Here is an 18207-nt window from a genome sequence, read left to right as displayed (position 1 = left end):
ACTGAAATGATACCTTTACGGAATGATTAAAAATCGAACACTTTCTAAACGAGCCCGCAAAATAATCATGTGAAATATAGGGTTATCGCTATTCATGTAAAGAAACGCAAAAGGCCGCGGGGATCGCTCCCCGCGGCGTTGGTTTACGCAATTAACAGCTGATGGTTCGCCAGCAGCGTCGCCAGATCCGTCTGCACGCCGTTCAGGGTCACCAGCGTGGTCGGCGAGAACTGACCGCCTGTACCGTCCAGGTCAACCTGGATCTCGGTATTGCTGCCGTTCTGCACCACGCGGATGTAATCGCTGATATTGCCCGCGCTGCTGTCCAGCGTGGCCACGCCGTTCACGTAGCTCGCCGAGCCCGTGCCGGTATAGCCGCTGCCAGAGAGCAGATCGCGCAGGTCAATACGATCCGTGTCCGCGGTCCCTTCCCAGGTGCCGACCGTAAAGCCGTTCACCACGTCGTGACCGTTACCGCCCGTTGCATCCGAGGCGTTGATCAGCTTGTAGAGCAACGTATCGTGACCGCCGCTGCCGATGTTGAAGGTGTCGTTCCCGCCGCGGCCTTCGAACTGGTTATCACCGCTGTTGCCGGTAATGACGTCGTCGAAGTCCGAGCCGTTGATCCCCTCAATGTTGAGCAGTCGTGACGTACCGAACCCGGTGTCCTGCGCGGTAGAGAGGCGCAAATCAACGGTCACGCCGGAGGTCGCATTGCGGTAATCCACCACGTCCATCCCGCCGGTGTTGCTCCAGGTGTCGTAGTCGGAATGGGTATTCCAGCCGCCGGAGCCGTTGTAGGTATAGGTGCCATCCTCTGCGATAAAGGTGTCGTTATACCCGGTCCCGGTGAGGGTCCCGCTGTGGCCGCCGGTGGCGGCTTCGGCCGTCAGGACGTACCCCTCTTTGCCGTTGCCCGCCTCCAGACTGCTCCAGGTGACGTTATCCGACACGCCGTTGGTGATCTTAAGGATCTCAGCCGAATAGGTTTCATTCGGATCCAGACCGTAGAAGCTCACCAGCGCGGAGGTATCGTTCGACCCGATACCGGACTGGGCGTTGATGATCTGCGACGCCACCAGCACGCCCGCGGCGTTGTACAGATTGACCGTGTTGCCGTAGTAGGCGTTGATGCCCTCGCTGTCGACAATGTGCAGGTGCATCGCGGTGCCGTCAGCAATGGTTTTGCTGTTTTGCACCAGCACCACCTTGCCGTTCTGCTGAGAGACCAGCAGATCCTGCGCGCCGTCCCAGTTGTAGTCGACTGCGGCCACACCGGTAACGTTCGCCAGGCCGGAAGCCAGCTGGCTAGAGGTCCAGGTGGAACCGTAGCCGTTGTTGGTGAACAGGGTCGCCGTCTGCGAGCCGCCGTAGCTGCTGAGCTTGATGATGTCCATCTGCCCGTCACCATTCCAGTCCACCGCCACCGACAGATAGCCCGCCGTGGCGTTAGAGGCCTCCACCGCGCTCTTGGTAGCAGAGAGCTGCCCTGCGCCGTTGTTGTAGTAAATCACCCCGCCGTTGTTGTTGTAGCTGCTGCCCAGGTACAGATCCATGTAGCCATCGCCGTTGAAGTCCGCCCACGTCATGGACGCCGCCGTGGTGGTATTCGAGGCGTTGGCCACAAACACGTTGGTCAGGTTTTGACCGATAGAGAGCGTGCCGTTACCGTTGTTGTTGATCACGGTTAACGAGTACGCTCCGCTGCGGTTGGTGTGCTGGACCACGTCCACGGTGCCGTCATTGTTAATGTCGACGCCGGAGATTTCACGCATGGTGGTGAACTGTCCCCAGAAACCCGCGCCGCCGTAGGTGCCGTCAGGCGAGAGTACCCCGTTGTTGTTGATCAGATAGGTGATGGAGTCCGCACCGGAGTCACCGTACGCCAGATCCAGATAGCCATCGCCGGTTTTATCGTACGCAATCACGCCGCCGTACCAGATGGTGGTCCCCATCGCCAGCTGGCTGGCGTTATAGGTGCTGCCATCGTAGGTCCACATCACCTGCGTAGAGCCCGAGTAGGTGGTCTCCGTCGCGAAGATATCCTGCGTGCCGTTACGGTCAAAGTCGGCAGCGGTCTGGCTTACCACGTAGTAGCTGCGGGTGTTGGTCAGCGTATTCCCGGCATAGGTCGAGCTATCGCTGCTGGAGTAGGACTGGCCGTTAGCAATGATGTTCCACAGACCGCTGCTGTTCATGCCGAGGGTCATGGTGGAGTTGTTGCTGTTCCCCGCCGTGGTTGCCCAGTCGGTATTCACCGAGGTGGTATCAATCACCAGACTGCCGGTCGCCGTACCGGTGGTATTACCGTTACCCGCGCTGCTCTTCACCTGCGCCGTCACGCTGTAGCTCGACACGCTCAGCGCATCGCCGTCCGGGATCTGCAGATACCAGGTGTTGTGATCCGGGTCGACCACCACCGCGCCGCCGGTCTGGGAGGTGTAGGTTTTTCCGTTCACCGTTACCACCAGGTATTCACCGTTCACCAGGTCAGCGGAGACGGTACCGCTGACGATCGGCGTGGTGTCCGACGTGGTCTGCGCGGTAATCGCCGCCGTGGTGGTCGGGATGCTGGTATCCACGTTCAGCACAAAGCCGTCGGATTCCGTGTAGTTACCGGCCTTATCGGTGACGCGCACAATGTAGGTGTGGTTGCCGTCGCTGAGGCCGTTATCCTGGAAGGACCAGCTTGCGCTGCCGTTCATGGTCACCTGGCCGAGCAGGACTCCGTCACGATAGAGCTGCACGATTTCACCGTCGTCCGGGGCGCGGTTAAGCGTACCGTTGATCAGCGGCGCGTTATCGTCCGTTGCCACCGCGCTGCCAAAGGTGCCCTGACGCTCGCCTTCACCGTCGGTATAGCTCACTACCGTGCCTATCGTGGTTGGCGGCGTGGTGTCCACCGTCACCACCTGAGAGGCGGTGGAGCCGACGTTGCCAGCCTGGTCGATAATCCGCACCTGGTAGGTGTAGTCTCCGTCAGGCAGATCGCGGGTATCGGTGTAGCTCCAGCGCTGGTTATTAACGGTGGCGTCTACCCATTGATTGCCGCCGTCGAGGCTTATCTGCACGCGTTCATCACTTGCCAGCGCGCTGCCCAGCGAGCCGTTGATCGTCAGCGTGGTGTCCATGGTGATGAAGTCACTGCTGGACTGCCCGGTATCTTCACTGATGCTGTCAACAGTGATGCCGTACTGCGGTGCGTGGGTATCCACCGTCACCGCCTGCGAGGTGGTCGCCCCGACGTTCCCCGCCTGGTCGACGACCCGCACCTGGTAGTTATGGCTGCCGTCGGTCAGGGTACGCGTGTCGCTGTAGCTCCACTGCGTACCGTTCACCGTGGCGTAAACCCAGTCGGCGCCGCCGTTCAGACTCACCTGAACGTATTCCCCCGCCCCCAGTGGAGCCCCGAGCGTACCATTAAGCGTGTACGAGGTCGAACTGGTCAGGAAGTCGTTGTTATCGAAGCCGGTATCCACGGTGATGTTATCCACGGTCACCGTAATTGCCGCATCCGGCGGCACCGTATCAACGGTCACCTGCTGATGAGCGCTCGCCCCCACGTTGCCCGCCGCGTCTACCACGCGAACGTAGTAGTCATAGGTCTGATTACCCAGCGTGCGGCCGTCCACGTAGTACCAACTGTTGCCGGTGACGATGACGTTCTGCCAGGTGACCCCGCCGTTGATGCTGATCTGGGCATACTCGCCGTCGGCCAGCGTCGCCCCGAGCGAGCCGTGCAGCGTCAGGGACGTATCGTTGGTGATAAAGTCGCTACCGCTCAGGCCGCTATCGTCGCTGATGCTGTCGATGGCGATCGTTTTACTGGCGTCCGGTGCAACCGTATCAATGGTCACCACCTGGCTGGCGGTGGCGCTGATATTGCCCGCGTCGTCAATCACGCGCAGCTGGTAGTTGTAATCCCCGTCGGCCAGCGTGCGGCCATCGACGTACGTCCAGCTCAGGCCGCTGACGCTGACGTCGATCCATTTAACGCCGCCGTCGAGGCTGATCTGCGCGTGGTCGCCGCTGCCCAGCGCCGCACCGAGCGTCCCTTTCAGGCTGATCTGGTTGTCGCTGGTAATAAAGTCGCTGCCGGACAGGCCGGTATCCTGGGTGATGGAATCGACCGTAATTGTCGTAGCCGCAGGCTTCGTCAGATCAATCACCACGTCCTGGCTGTCCGTTGCCCCCACGTTGCCCGCGCTATCGATAACGCGTACCTGATACTGATACGTACCGTCCGTCAGGATGCGGCCATCGGTGTAGCGCCAGGTGGTGCCGGTCACCGTCAGGTCAATCCAGTTTGACCCGCCGTCCAGGCTAATCTGCGCCTTCTCGTTATTGCCAAGCTGCGCGCTCAGGGAGCCGTTGACCACGACCTGAGCGTCGTTGGTGATGAAATCCGTCGCGCTCAGGCCGGTGTCGTTTTGCAGCGAATCAATCGTAATTCCCATCGACGGCGCGGTGAGATCCACGGTGACGCTGTGGTTATCGCTGCCGCTGTTGCCGATGGTGTTGCTGACCTGCGCGTTAATCACGTACGAACCGCCGTCCGCCAGCGCGGTCACGTCTGCGCTTCCGACCGTATAGCTCCAGGTGCCGTCATTCTGAACGGTAGCCGTATAGGTTTTACCGTTCAGCGTGATGGTCACCGTCTGGCCCGCCGGGGCGTCGGTGGTGCCGCTGACAGTCAGCGGCGTGCCGTGCTCGGCGGCGTTGACGATATCGTCCTGCGCAAAGGTGTTAATGGTGATGGTCGGGACATCGCCGTTCAGCGTCACGTCGTGCGTTGCGCTGCCCGGGTTGCCCGCCCTGTCGTTCACCGACGCGGTGATGGTGTAATCCCCGTCGCTCAGGCCGAGGAAATCACGGCCCGGTACGAAGACCGACCAGGATCCGTCCGCCCCGACGGTCGCCTGATAGCTGTGCCCGTTGAAGGAGACGGTCACCGTCTGGCCCTGTTCCGCCGTAGTGGTGCCGCTGATGGTCTGGCCCGCCAGTTGCTCCGCGTTGTTGACGATATCGTCATCGGCCACGGTGCTGATGGTCACGGTTGGCGCGACGGTATCGACCGTTAAGTTGTGCGTGGTCTGGCCGCTGTTGCCGGCCTTGTCGTTGACCGAGGCGGTGACCGTCAGCGCGCCCTGGCTCAGCGCAGCCAGATCGGCTGCCGGAACATCCAGCGTCCACGTCCCGTCGTTCGCGACGGTGGCGGTGTAGGTTTTGCCGCCCAGCGTTACGGTGACGGTCTGACCCTCCTCCGCGCTGGAAGAGCCGCGCACGGTCAGCGGCTGCTGCGCTTCCGCCGCGTTCAGCATGTCGTCAGTCGACAGCGTCGCAATGCTCACTACCGGCGCGGTGGTATCCACGCTGATGCCGTGCGTCGCCGACGCGCTGTTGCCCGCGCTGTCCTGCGCCGACACGGACACCTGATAGCTCGCGCCATCGGTCAGGGCGCCCACGTCTGCGGCCGGAACGGTGGTCGTCCAGCTGCCGTCGCTCTGGATGGTGGCCGTATAGCTCTTGCCGTTCAGCGTCACGGTGACCTGCGTACCGCTGGCGAACTGGGCGCTGGAGCCGTTAATCACCAGGGACGAACCGGCTTCAGCCGCATTGATGACGTCATCGCCGCTGAGGGTATTGATGGTCAGCGCCACGGAGGCGGTGTTCACTACCACATCGTGGGTCTGGGTGCTGCTGTTGCCCGCGCTGTCGGTAATCGTCGCGCTGAGGGTCACGGTGCCGTCGTTCAGCGCGGAAATCACGCTGGCCGGAACGCCCACGCTCCAGTTACCGCTGGCGTCAACGGTGGTGGTGTACTGGTTCGAACCGATGGTGATGACCAGCTTATCGCCGACGCTCGCGCCGGTTGCCGTGCCGCTGACAATCTGCGCCTGCCCGTGCTCCACGCTGTTGATGACGTCATCGCCCGCGACGGCGTTAAAGCTGACGGTCGGCGGCGTGGTATCAAGCGTAATCGCCTTGCCCGCGCTGCCCGGGTTACCCGCGGCGTCGCTCACGCTGACCTGCACGGTGTAGCCGTTATCCGCCAGTGAGGACAGGTCGGCGCCCGGCACGTTCACGATCCAGATGCCGCCCTGCTGCACCTGTGCGGTATAGCTCTTACCGCCCAGCGTCACGGTGACCGTCTGCCCGGCTTCCGCCGTGGTGGTGCCGGAAATGGCCACGCCCGCAGCCGCTTCGCTGCCGTTAATCACGTTATCGCCAGCGACCGTATCGATGCTCACGGCTGGCGCGGTGGCGTCCACGCTGTACTCGCGGCCCGCAGAGGCGCTGTTGCCGTGCGCGTTGGTGACGCTCACCTGCACGCTGGCATCGCCGTCCTTCAGGCCCGCGAGATCGGCGGAAGGCACGGTGGCCGTCCAGTTACCGTCGGCATCGACTTTCGCGGTGTACGTCTTGCCGCCGAAGGTGATGGTGACGGTCTGGTTTTCCTCCACGTTCGAGGTGCTGCCGGACAGCACCAGATCCGCGCCTTTCTCCGCCGCGTTAATCACGTCGTCGGTGGCAATCGCATCGATGCTGACGGCAACGGCAGACAGATCGACGGTGACATCGTGGCTGATGCTCACCGGGTTGCCCGCCGCGCTCTGGCCTGCAGCGGTCACGGTGACCGTGCCCGCAGCCAGGGCCCCGACGTCTGCCGCCGGGATCGCCGCGCTCCAGGTGCCGTCTGCCAGCACGGAGGCCGCATAGGTTTTGCCGTTGACGGTCACGGTGAGCGTGGTGCCTGCAGCCAGCCCGTCGCTGGAGCCGGTGACAATCAGATTCTGCCCGTGCTCGATGCTGTTGATCACATCGTCGCCCGCCACGGTATCAATGCGCAGACCCGGCAGGCTGGCGTCGATAGTGATTTCGCGCTCGCCCGCGCCGGTATTGCCGTGGCCGTTGGTGACGGATGCTGACACCGTCAGGTCACCGTTGCCCAGCGCGGTCAGGACGGATTCCGGCACGTTAATGGACCAGGTGAGATCGCTCTGCACCGTTGCGGTGTAGCTGTTGCCGCCAATGGTGACGGTGACGGTATTGCCCGCTTCCGCGTTCGCTACCTTACCGCTGATGGTCTGACCCGCGGCCACTTCCGCCGCGTTGATGACGTTATCGCCCGCCACGGTATTGATGGTGACGGTCGGCAGCGCGGTGTCGACCAGCAGGGTCGCCGTATTACTGACGCTGTTGCCCACGCCGTTGGTCGCGGCGGCGTTCAGGGTATAATTCGCTTCGCCCAGCCCCGCCAGATCCGCAGCCGGAACGGTCAGGCTCCAGGTACCGTCCGCCGCCGTCGTGGCCGTGTAGTTTTTACCGTTGAGGGTCACGGTCACCACGGTGCCTTCCGCGAGGTTAGCGCTGATGCCGCTGACGCTCAGATCCTGACCTTTCTCCACCGCGTTCAGCACGTTATCGCCGCTGATGGCGTTGAAGGCCACGGACGGCAGGCCGGTATCGACGGTCACGTTATGGCTGCCGGTACCGATATTGCCCGCCGCGTCGGTGACTGACGCCGTGACGGTCACGGTGCCGTCGCTGAGGCCGGAAATGACGCTCGCCGGGACGCCCACGCTCCAGTTACCCGCCGCGTCCAGCACGGTGGTGTAGGTCTGGCCGCCAATCGTGACGGTGACCTTATCGCCCGCTGCCGCGCCGGTGGCGGTGCCGCTAATGATGTGCGCCTGAGCGTGCTCAACGATGTTAATCACGTCGTCGCCCGCTACGGTGTTGATGGTTACCGCAGGCACGGTCACGTCGACCGTCAGAGTGCGATCAACCGACGCCGGGTTGCCCGCCTTGTCGCTGACGCTCGCCGTCACGGTGACGCTGCCGTCGCCGAGTGCCGCCAGATCCGCCGCCGGAACGCTCAGCGTCCAGCTGCCGTCCGCGCCTGCGGTTGTGGTGTAGTCTTTGCCGTTCAGCGTCACGGTCACGGTCTGGCCCGCTTCGGCGGTGGTGGTGCCGGACACGGTCAGATCGGACTGCGCTTCAGCGGCATTCAGAATATCGTCGGTCGCAAGGGTATTGATGGTCACGGACGGCGCGGTCGCATCCACGCTGTACTCGCGGCCCGCCGAGGCGCTGTTGCCGTTGACGTTGGTGACGCTCACCTGCACGCTGGCGTCGCCATCCTTGAGGTGTACCAGATCCGCAGACGGTACGGTGTAGGTCCAGTTGCCGCTGTCGTCTACTGTCGCGCTATAGATTTTGCCGTTCAGGCTGATGGTCACGGTCTGCCCGGCTTCCACGTTGGTGGTCGCACCGGACAGCACCTGATCCGCGCCCTTCTCCGCCGCGTTAATCACGTCGTCGGTAGCGATGGAATTGATGCTGACGGCAACGGTCGCCAGATCGACCGTCACGTCGTGGCTGATGGTAATCGGGTTGCCCGCAGAGCTGTCGCCGGTAACGCTGATTTTGACGGTGCCTTCCGGCCACGCGCTCACGTCGGTGGACGGGATCGCCGCGCTCCAGGTGCCGTCCGCCAGTACGGTGGCCGCATAGGTTTTGCCGTTGACGGTGACGGTCAGCGCCGTGCCCGGTGCCAGCCCGTCGCTGGAGCCGGTGACGATCAGGTTCTGCGCGTGCTCGATGGTGTTGATCACGTCATCACCCGCGACGGTGTCGACGCGCAGTCCCGGCAGGTTAGCGTCGATAGCGATCTCGCGCACGCCCGCACCGGTGTTTCCGTGGCCGTTGGTGACGGTCGCCGTTACGCTCAGGCTGCCGTTGCCCAGCGCGGTCAGCACGTCAGACGGCACGTTCACGGACCAGGTCAGATCGTTCTGCACCGTTGCGGTGTAGCTGTTGCCGCCAAGGGTGACGGTAACGGTATTGCCCGCTTCGGCGTTAGCCACCGTGCCGCTCAGGGTCTGGCCTGCCGCCACTTCCGCCGCGTTGATGACGTTGTCGCCCGCCACGGTATTGATGGTGACGGTCGGCAGCGCGGTGTCCACCAGCAGGTTCGCGGTGTTGCTCACGCTGTTGCCCACGCCATTGGTGGCGGTCGCGTTCAGGGTATAGTTGGCCTGGCCGAGACCGGCCAGATCCGCTGCCGGAACCGTCAGGCTCCAGGTGCCGTCTGCCGCGGTCATCGCCGCGTAGTTTTTGCCGTTGAGAGTCACGGTCACCACGGTGCCTTCCGCCAGGTTGGCGCTGGTGCCGCTGACGCTCAGATCCTGACCTTTTTCTACCGCGTTCAGGACGTTGTCATCGCTGATGGCGTTGAAGGCCACCGATGGCAGACCGGTATCGACGGTCACGTTATGCGTGCCGGTGCCGGTGTTGCCCGCCGCGTCGGTGACTGACGCAGTGACGGTCACGGTGCCGTCCTGCAGAGCAGAAATCACATTCGCCGGGACGCCTACGCTCCAGTTCCCCGCCGCGTCCAGCACGGTGGTGTAAGTCTGGCCGCCGATGGTCACGGTGACCTTATCGCCCGCTGCCGCGCCTGTGGCGGTGCCGCTGATGATTTGCGCCTGGCCGTGCTCAGCGATGTTAATCACATCGTCGCCCGCCACGGTGTTGATGGTCACCGCAGGCGCGGTGATATCTACCGCCAGGTTGTGATCCACGGACGCCGGGTTACCCGCTTTATCGCTGACCGATGCAGTGACGGTCACGCTGCCGTCGGTGAATCCAGCCAGATCCGCCGCCGGGACGTTCAGCGTCCAGCTGCCGTCTGCGCTGACGGTTGTGATGTAGTCTTTGCCGTTCAGCGATACGGTGACCGTCTGGCCCGCTTCGGCGGTGGTGGTGCCGGATACGGTCAGATCGGACTGCGCTTCAGCGGCGTTCAGAATATCGTCGTTCGCCAGGGTATTGATGGTCACGGACGGTGCGGTCGCATCCACGCTGTACTCGCGGCCCGCCGAGGCGCTGTTGCCGTTCACGTTAGTGACGCTCACCTGCACGCTGGCGTCGCCGTCTTTCAGCCCCGCCAGATCCGCAGACGGCACGGTAGCTGTCCATTTTCCGTCGGCGTCCACCGTCGCGGTGTAGCTCTTGCCGCCGAAGGTGATGGTGACGGTCTGGTTTTCCTCAACGTTCGAGGTCGCCCCCGAGAGCGCCAGATCCGCGCCCTTCTCGGCCGCGTTAATCACGTCATCGGTGGCGATGGCGTCAATGCTGATGGCAACGCTCGCCAGATCCACCGTCACATCGTGGCTGATGGAGACCGGGTTACCGGCGCTGCTCTGGCCCGCAACGGTTACGGTAACCGTACCTGCTGCCAGGGCTCCGACGTCCGCCGCCGGGATCGCCGCGCTCCAGGTGCCGTCCGCCAGCACGGTCGCCGGATAGGTTTTGCCGTTTACGGTCACGGTCAGCGCCGCGCCCGCCGCCAGCCCGTCGCTGGTGCCGGTGATAATCAGGTTTTGAGTATGTTCGATGCTGTTGATCACGTCGTCACCCGCCACGGTATCCACGCGCAGGCCCGGCAGGTTAGCGTCTATCACGATTTCGCGCTCGCCCGTTCCGCTATTGCCCACGCCGCTCGTGACGCTGGCCGACACGGTCAAATCGCCGTTGCCCAGTGCGGTCAGCACGGATTCCGGCACGTTAACGGACCAGGTGAGATCGCTCTGCACCGTTGCGGTGTAGCTGTTACCGCCAATCGTCACGGTCACGGTGTTGCCCGCTTCGGCATTCACCACCTTACCGCTGATGGTCTGCCCGGCTGCCAGCTCCGCCGCGTTAATGACGTCGTCACCTGCAATGGTGTTGATAATCACACCCGGCAGAACGGATTCCACGTTCACGGTGTGTGACGTGCTGGTATTGTTGCCGACGCTGTCCGTTGCCGATGCGGTAACGGTATACAACGCTTCGCCCAACTGGCTCACCTGATCCGCCGGAACGGTAGTCGTCCATTTCCCGTTGCTATCGACCATTGCGCTGTACGCTTTGCCGTTCAGCATCACGGTCACCACCGCGCCTGTCGCCAGGCCGGAAGCCGTACCGGAGATCGTCAGATCCTGGGTTTTCTCGGCGTTGTTGATCACATCGTCACCGGAAACGGTGTCAATGGTCAGCACCGGCGCGGTCAGGTTCACCTCCACGCCGTGCGTGGCGCTGTTGCTGTTGCCCGCTTTATCGGTCAGCGCCGCGGTAATGGTGTAATCCCCGGCGGCCAGCGCGGTAACGTCCGCCGCAGGCACGCCCACGCTCCAGTTGCCTGAGGCATCCAGGGTGGCGGTGTACGATTTGCCGTTGAGCGTGACGGTGACCACGTCGCCCGCCGCCGCGCCGGTCACGGAGCCCGTGACAATCAGAGCCTGCGCATGCTCTGCGCTGTTGATCACGTCGTCGTCGGAAACGGGGTTAATGGTCAGCTGCGGGACGGTGGTATCGACCAGCACGTCGCGATCCGCAGAGGCCGGGTTGCCCGCCTTATCAGACACGGCGGCGCTGATGGTGTAGTTGCCGTCGGTAATACCGCTCAGATCCGCGGACGGCACGGTCACGCTCCAGCTGCCGTTTGCCTGCACGGTGGTGGTGTAGTCCACGCCGTTCAGCGTCACGGTGACGGTCTGGCCCGCTTCGGCGTTGGTCACGCCGTTAACAACCAGATCCTGCTGCGCTTCGGCCGCATTGATGATGTTGTTGTCGCTGACGATCTCGATAGACACCGTCGGCGCGGTGGCGTCCACGCTGTACTCGCGGCCTGCCGTCGCGCTGTTGCCGTTCACGTTGGTGACGCTCACCTGCACGCTGGCATCGCCGTCCTTCAGGCTGCCCAAATCGGCGGACGGTACGGTCGCCGTCCAGTTGCCGCTGGCATCCACCGTCGCGGTGTACGACTTGCCGCCGAAGGTGATGGTGACGATCTGGTTTTCTTCCACGTTGGTGGTCGAGCCGGACAGCACCAGGTCCGCGCCTTTCTCCGCCGCGTTGATTACGTCGTCCGAGGCAATCGGGTTAATGCTGATGGCGACTGCCGCCAGATCCACCTTCACGTCATGGCTGATGGAAACCGGATTGCCCGCCGCGCTCTGGCCGTCCACGGTCACGGTGACCGTGCCCGCATTCAGCGCGCTGACGTCTGCCGCCGGAATGGCCGCCGTCCAGGTCCCGTCCGCCAGCACGGTTGCGGCGTAGGTTTTACCGTTAACGGTCACCGTTAACGCCGCGCCCGTAGCCAGGCCTTCGCTGGAGCCGGTGATAATCAGGTTCTGAGCGTGCTCAATGCTGTTGATCACATCGTCGCCCGCCACGGTATCGACGCGCAGGCCCGGCAGGTTGGCGTCGATGGTGATGTCGCGCTCGCCGGTGCCGGTGTTGCCGTGGCCGTTGGTGACGCTGGCTGACACGGTCAGATCGCCGTTACCGATGGCGGTTAAGACCGTGGACGGCACGTTGACCGACCAGCTCAGATCGTCCTGAACCGTCGCGGTATAGGTATTGCCGCCGATTAAAATCGTGACAGTGTCACCGATCACCGCGCCGCTCACTTTGCCGCTCAGGGTCTGCCCGGCAGCCACTTCCGCTGCGTTAATGACATCGTCCGTGGCGACAGGGTTGATGGTGACCTGCGGCAGCGCGCTGTCAACCAGCACGCTGTGGCCGGTGCTTGCGCTGTTGCCCGCCGCGTCGGTTACGCTCGCCGTCACGACGTAGCTTGCTTCGCCCAGCGCGGAGACATTTGCCGCCGGAACGGTGATGCTCCAGCTGCCGCTGGCGTCGGTGGTGGCCGTATAGCTGATGCCGTTCAGGGTCACCGTAATGGTGGTTCCTTCCGGCTGGTTGCTGGTGCCGGACACCAGCAGATCCTGGCCTTTCTCGGTCGCGTTGATCACGTCGTCAACCGCCAGGGTATTGATGGCAACCACCGGCGCGGTCAGGGAAACGTCAAACGCGTGCGTCGCGCTGGTGCTGTTACCGGCTTTATCGGTGAGGGTCGCGGAGATCGTCTGTTCGCCGTTAACCAGCGCGCCCACGTCCGCCGCCGGAACGCCCACGCTCCAGCTGCCGGACGCGTCCAACATGGCGGTGTAGTCTTTGCCGTTCAGGGTCACGGTAATCACGTCACCCGCCTGCGCGCCCGTGACCTTGCCGGAGACGATCAGCGCCTGGCCGTGCTCGGCAATATTAACGACGTCGTCGCCCGCGACGATGTTGAAGGTAATCTGCGGTACGGTGGTGTCGACCAGCACCGAGGAGCCCGCGCTGGCCGGGTTGCCTGCCTTATCGGACACGGTCGCCGTGACCGCCGCGCTGCCGTCGGTTATGCCAGCCATGTCCGCCGCCGGAACGTCGAGCGTCCAGCTGCCGTCCGCCTGCACCTGCGCGGTGTACTGATTGCCGTTGAAGGTCACGGTGACCGTCTGGCCCGCTTCGGCAGTAGAGGTGCCGCTCAGGGTCAGATCCTGCGCCGCCTCTGCCGCGTTCAGCATATTGTCACTGCTGATGGTGTTGATGGTCACCGTCGGCGCGGTGGTATCAACGCTGAATTCCTGCGCCGAAGACGCCGCGTTGCCGTTCACGTTGGTGACGGTTACCTGCACGCTGGCGTCGCCGTCTTTCAGGCCGCTCAGATCGGCTGCCGGAACGGTCCAGGTCCAGTCGCCGTTGGCATCCACCGTGGTGGTATAGGTTTTACCTGCGAAGGTGATGGTTACGGTCTGACCCGCTTCCACGTTGGAGGTGGTGCCGGAAAGCACCAGGTCCTGACCTTTTTCCGCCGCGTTGAGCACGTTATCGTCGGTCACGCTGCTGATGGTGATGGCAACAGGCGCGAGATCGACGTCCACGACGGTGCCGATGGTCACCGGGTTGCCGGAAGCATCCTGCGCGCTGGCCTTGATATCCAGCGAACCGTCCGCCCACTGGGACACGTCGGCCGCCGGTACCGCCGCCTGCCAGGTGCCGTCCGCCAGTACCGTTGCCGAATAGGTTTTGCCGTTGATGGTCACGGTCACGGTGCTGCCCGCCGTCAGATCGGTGCTGGTGCCTGACACAATCAGGTTCTGAGCGTGTTCAATCACGTTGATCACGTCGTCACCCGCCACGGTATCAATACGCAGTCCCGGGAGCTGGGCGTCGATACTGAAGTCGAGAGAAGAAGAGCCGGTATTGCCGTGCGCGTTGGTCACGCTGGCGGAGACGGTGAGGTCGCCGTTGCCGAGTGCGGTAAGCTGGCTCTCGCTTAACGGCAGGCTCCAGGTCAGATCGTCCTGCACGGTAGCGGTGTACGTCTGGCCGCCAAGGATAATGGTGACAGTGTCACCTGAAGCCGCGTTCGTCACCTTACCGGTCAGGGTTTGCCCTGCCGCCACTTCCGCTGCGTTAACGATATTGTCGCCCGCCAGGGTGTTAATCGTCACCACCGGCAGCGAGCTGTCCACCAGCACATCGTGCGAGGTTGAGGCGCTGTTGCCTACGCTATCCGTGACGCTCGCCGTCACGGTGTAATGGGCTTCTCCCAGCGCGCTGACGGCCGAGGCCGGTACGGTGACGCTCCAGCTGCCGCTGGCGTCGGTGGTGGCGGTGTAGTTGATGCCGTTCAGGTTAACGGTGATGCTGGTCCCTTCCGGCTGGTTGCTGGTGCCGGAGAGAAGCAGATCTTCGCCCTTCTCGGTCGCGTTGATCACGTCGTCCGCCGCCAGGGTGCTGATACCAATAACAGGCGTCACGGTATTCACCACCACATCCAGCGAACTGCTTCCGGTATTACCGGATCGGTCGGTCACGGAGACGTCGATTGTCCAGGTGCCGTCAGTCAGCCCCTGCACGACGGACGCCGGCAGGCCAAGGCTCCAGTTACCCGCCGCATCCACCACGGTGGTGTAGTCGACGCTGTTAATGGTGATGGTGACCAGGTCGCCCGCTGCCGCACCGGTGACGGAGCCGCTCAGGATTTGCGCCTGTGAATGGGCGAGCTGGTTAACGGTGTTGGTGTCGGTGACAAAGTCGTTAATGGTCACCTGCGGTACGGTGGCGTCCACCAGACCCACGCGGTCCGCGCTGCTGGCGTTGCCCGCCACGTCGCTCACGGAGGCCGTCACGGTCACAATGCCGTCCGTCAGGGCACCTACGTCAGCCGCAGGCACGCTCAGCTGCCACGTACCGTCCGCCTGAACCGTGGTCTGATACGTTTTGCCGTTCAGCGTCACGGTGACCGTCTGGCCCGCTTCCGCAGTGCTGGTACCGCTTAAGGCTAAATCCTGCTGCGCTTCAGCCGCATTGATGATGTTGTCAGCGGTCAGGTTATCGAGCGTAATCGCCGGTGGCTGCGTATCCACCGTGACCACGCGCGCGGCGTCCGCGCTGTTGCCGCTGACGTTAGTGACGCTGACGCTCACCTGCGCGCGCCCGTCGATCAGGGTTTCCATCGCGCTGGCCGGTACGGTCAGGCTCCAGGAGCCATCCTGCTGCACCTGCGCGGTGAAGGTCTGGTCGGCGAATTTCACCACCACGGTCTGCCCCGCCTCCACGCCCTGCGTCTGGCCGGAAAGGGTTAAATCACCGCCTTTTTCTGCCGCATTGAGCAGGTCGTCGCCGGAGACGGTATCAATGGTGACCGCCACGGCGTTCAGATCGAGCTCAATCGGGTGTTCAGCCGAAACGGGATTGCCCCAGGCATCTACCGCACTGACGCTAACCGTCATGCCGCCCGCCGTCCAGGCCTGCAGGTCCGCCGCCGGAACGCCGATCTGCCAGCTGCCGCTGGCGTTAACCGCGGTGACGTACTCAACGTTGTTGATGGTGACGATAATCTGCGTGCCCGCGGCCAGATGGCTGCTGGAGCCGGTGACGCTCAAATCCTGCTGCTGTTCGATGGCGTTGATCACGTCATCGCCGGAAATGGTGTTCACGCGCAGACCCGGCAGCTCCGCGTTGATGTTGATATCACGCTCGCCGGTGCCGGTATTGCCGTGCCCGTTGGTGACGGAGGCGGTAAAGGTTAAATCCCCGTCGCCGAACGCCTGAAGATCCGCTGACGGGATTTTCACGCTCCAGGTCAGATCGCTGCCAACCGTTGCGGTGTAGCTCTTGCCGCCTGCGGTGATGGAGACGGTATCGCCCGCCGCCGCGCCGGTAACGCGACCGCTGAGGGTTTGATCGACGCCCGCTTCGGCGTTATTGACCAGGTTGTCGCCCGCAAACGTATTGATAATGACCTGCGGAAGGACGGTATCCACCAGCAGATTTGCTTCGGCAGAACCGCTGTTACCCACGCTGTCGGTACCGCTGACGCTGACGGTGTAAAGCGTGTTCGCCAGATTCAGGACGTCGGAAACCGGCACCTGGACCGCCCAGATACCGTTTTCTACGGTGGCCTGATAGCTGACGTTGTTCAGCGTCACGGTGACGGTGGTGCCGTCCGGCAGGTTGCTGGTGCCGGTCAGGCTCAGCGGCTGCATCGCCTCCTGGGCATTCAGGACGTTATCCTGGCTGATGGCATCAATCGTAAATTCCGGCGGGTGTCCGCTCAGCGTAATGCCGTGCGTGGCGCTGCCGGTGTTGCCTGCCGCGTCAGTGACGGAAACCGAAAGCGTGTGGTTGCCTTCACCCAGCGCGCCCAGCACGGACGCCGGAACGCCGACGCTCCAGCTGCCGTCCGCCAGCACCACGCCGGTGAAGGTCTGGCCGCCAAGAGTCACGGTGACCACATCGCCCGCGGCGGCACCGCTCGCCTGGCCGGAAATAATGTGCGCCTGGCCCTGCTCGCTGATGTTGAGGATATCGTCGCCCGCCACGGTATGAATAGTGACGACCGGCGCGGCGGTATCCACCGTGAAATCTGCCGTTACGGACGAGCCGTTGCCCGCTTTGTCGCTCACGTTAACCGTCAGGGTGTGATTACCCTCATTGAGCGCCTGCACGTCGTTCACATCAAGCGTGACGGACCAGGTGCCGTCGCTGCCCACCGTGGCGTTATAGTTTTTACCGTTCAGGGTGACCGTGACGATCTGACCGGCTTCCGCATTCGTTTTACCGGTCAGGGTCAGCGGCTGATTGTGCTCAGCCGCATTAATGATGTTGTCCTGCGCGAGAGTATCGACAGAGAGGGTTGGCGCGGTGGTATCCACCCCAATCGTCTGGCTTCCGCTGACGGTGTTACCCGCCGCGTCTTTACCGCTCACGCTAACCGTCCAGGTTCCGTCGCCCAGCGCCTGCGCGTCTGCCGCAGGTACGTTGACGCTCCACGCGCCGTCTGCCCCGACTTCAGCCGCGTAGGTTTTGCCGTTCAGCGTCACGGTGAGTTCGGTACCCTGCGCCAGGTTTTTGCTGGCACCGGAAAGCGTAAAGCCCGCAGATTGCTCGCTGGCGTTCAGCACGTTATCGCCCGCCGTGGTGGCCAGCGTAATGGCGGCATCGGCGGTAGAGACCGTCACGGTGATACTGCCCGCAGAGGTGGTTTTACTGCCGTCGATCTGCACGACCGACCAGGTGTGCTCCCCGTCCGTCTGGGTCGGTAATATTACCGTCCACGTGCCGTCTGTACCGACCATGGTGCTGGCAATGGTGCTGCCGCTGCTGTCTTTGATCTGGATTGTCGCGCCCGGCTGACCGGTGCCGCTAAAGGTTGGGTTGCTGTCGTCCGTGATCTCGTTTGCGCTCAGCACGCCCTGCTTGTCACCCGCTTTATCCGACAGCAGGAAGGTCGGCGTGGCGCTTTCAACTTCTTTCGTATTATCAATGACTTTTGTTTTAGTTTCGCCGTCACCGCCGTTTGCCAGCAGTGCACCGATGGCACCGCCGCCTAACGCAGCCCCCGCAATCCAGCCCCACGGCGCGTCGCTTAAAACGCTTTCCTGCTCGAGGAAAGGTTGAATGCTGCTAATCGGTGTGGCCTGCGCGGTTAACTCGGTCACCGCAACGCCTGACGCTTCCCCGGCATTGGCAAAAGAAATATGTGTCAGTTCCTGACGGTCGTTGAACACCAGCTCTGACTGATTTTGCGTTTCAGGATCTTCAACAAAATAGTTATTGCAGCGAATAACGCTTCCATCTTTCATATAAATGAGGAGGTCTTTCCCCTGACGGACATAACGCGCCACATCCTGAGCAGAACCCTGGATTTCAATCACGCTCGGGGATGAAATAGAGACCGACAGATTTCCTTCGCCGGTTAATTTCGTTTTCTCCGCCGTTTTGCGAATGATGACATCAACAACCTTTACGTTACTCATATTTCTCTCCTTGCAGGTGTGCGGATTCCTGTGGATATGTCCACCAGACGGATGTAGC

At 62.8% G+C, this 18207-nt stretch carries 1 protein-coding gene; it reads right to left on the bottom strand.

What is annotated here, in order from left to right:
- Positions 1-143: 143 nt before the first annotated feature.
- Complete coding sequence (locus BJ885_RS06740; protein ID WP_121931468.1) at positions 144-18149, bottom strand: Ig-like domain-containing protein; 18006 nt, start codon at positions 18147-18149, stop codon at positions 144-146.
- Positions 18150-18207 lie beyond the last annotated feature (58 nt).

The sequence above is a fragment of the Enterobacter sp. WP_7_1 genome, assembly GCF_003688535.1.
GTDB lineage: Bacteria > Pseudomonadota > Gammaproteobacteria > Enterobacterales > Enterobacteriaceae > Enterobacter > Enterobacter asburiae.
The sequence above is the reverse complement of the archived record's forward strand: the minus strand, read 5'-3'. Positions and strand labels throughout refer to the sequence as shown.

Coding starts and splice junctions, on each gene's coding strand:
- BJ885_RS06740 (WP_121931468.1), bottom strand. CDS start 18,149: ATGAGTAACGTAAAGGTTGTTGATGTCATCATTCGCAAAACGGCGGAG.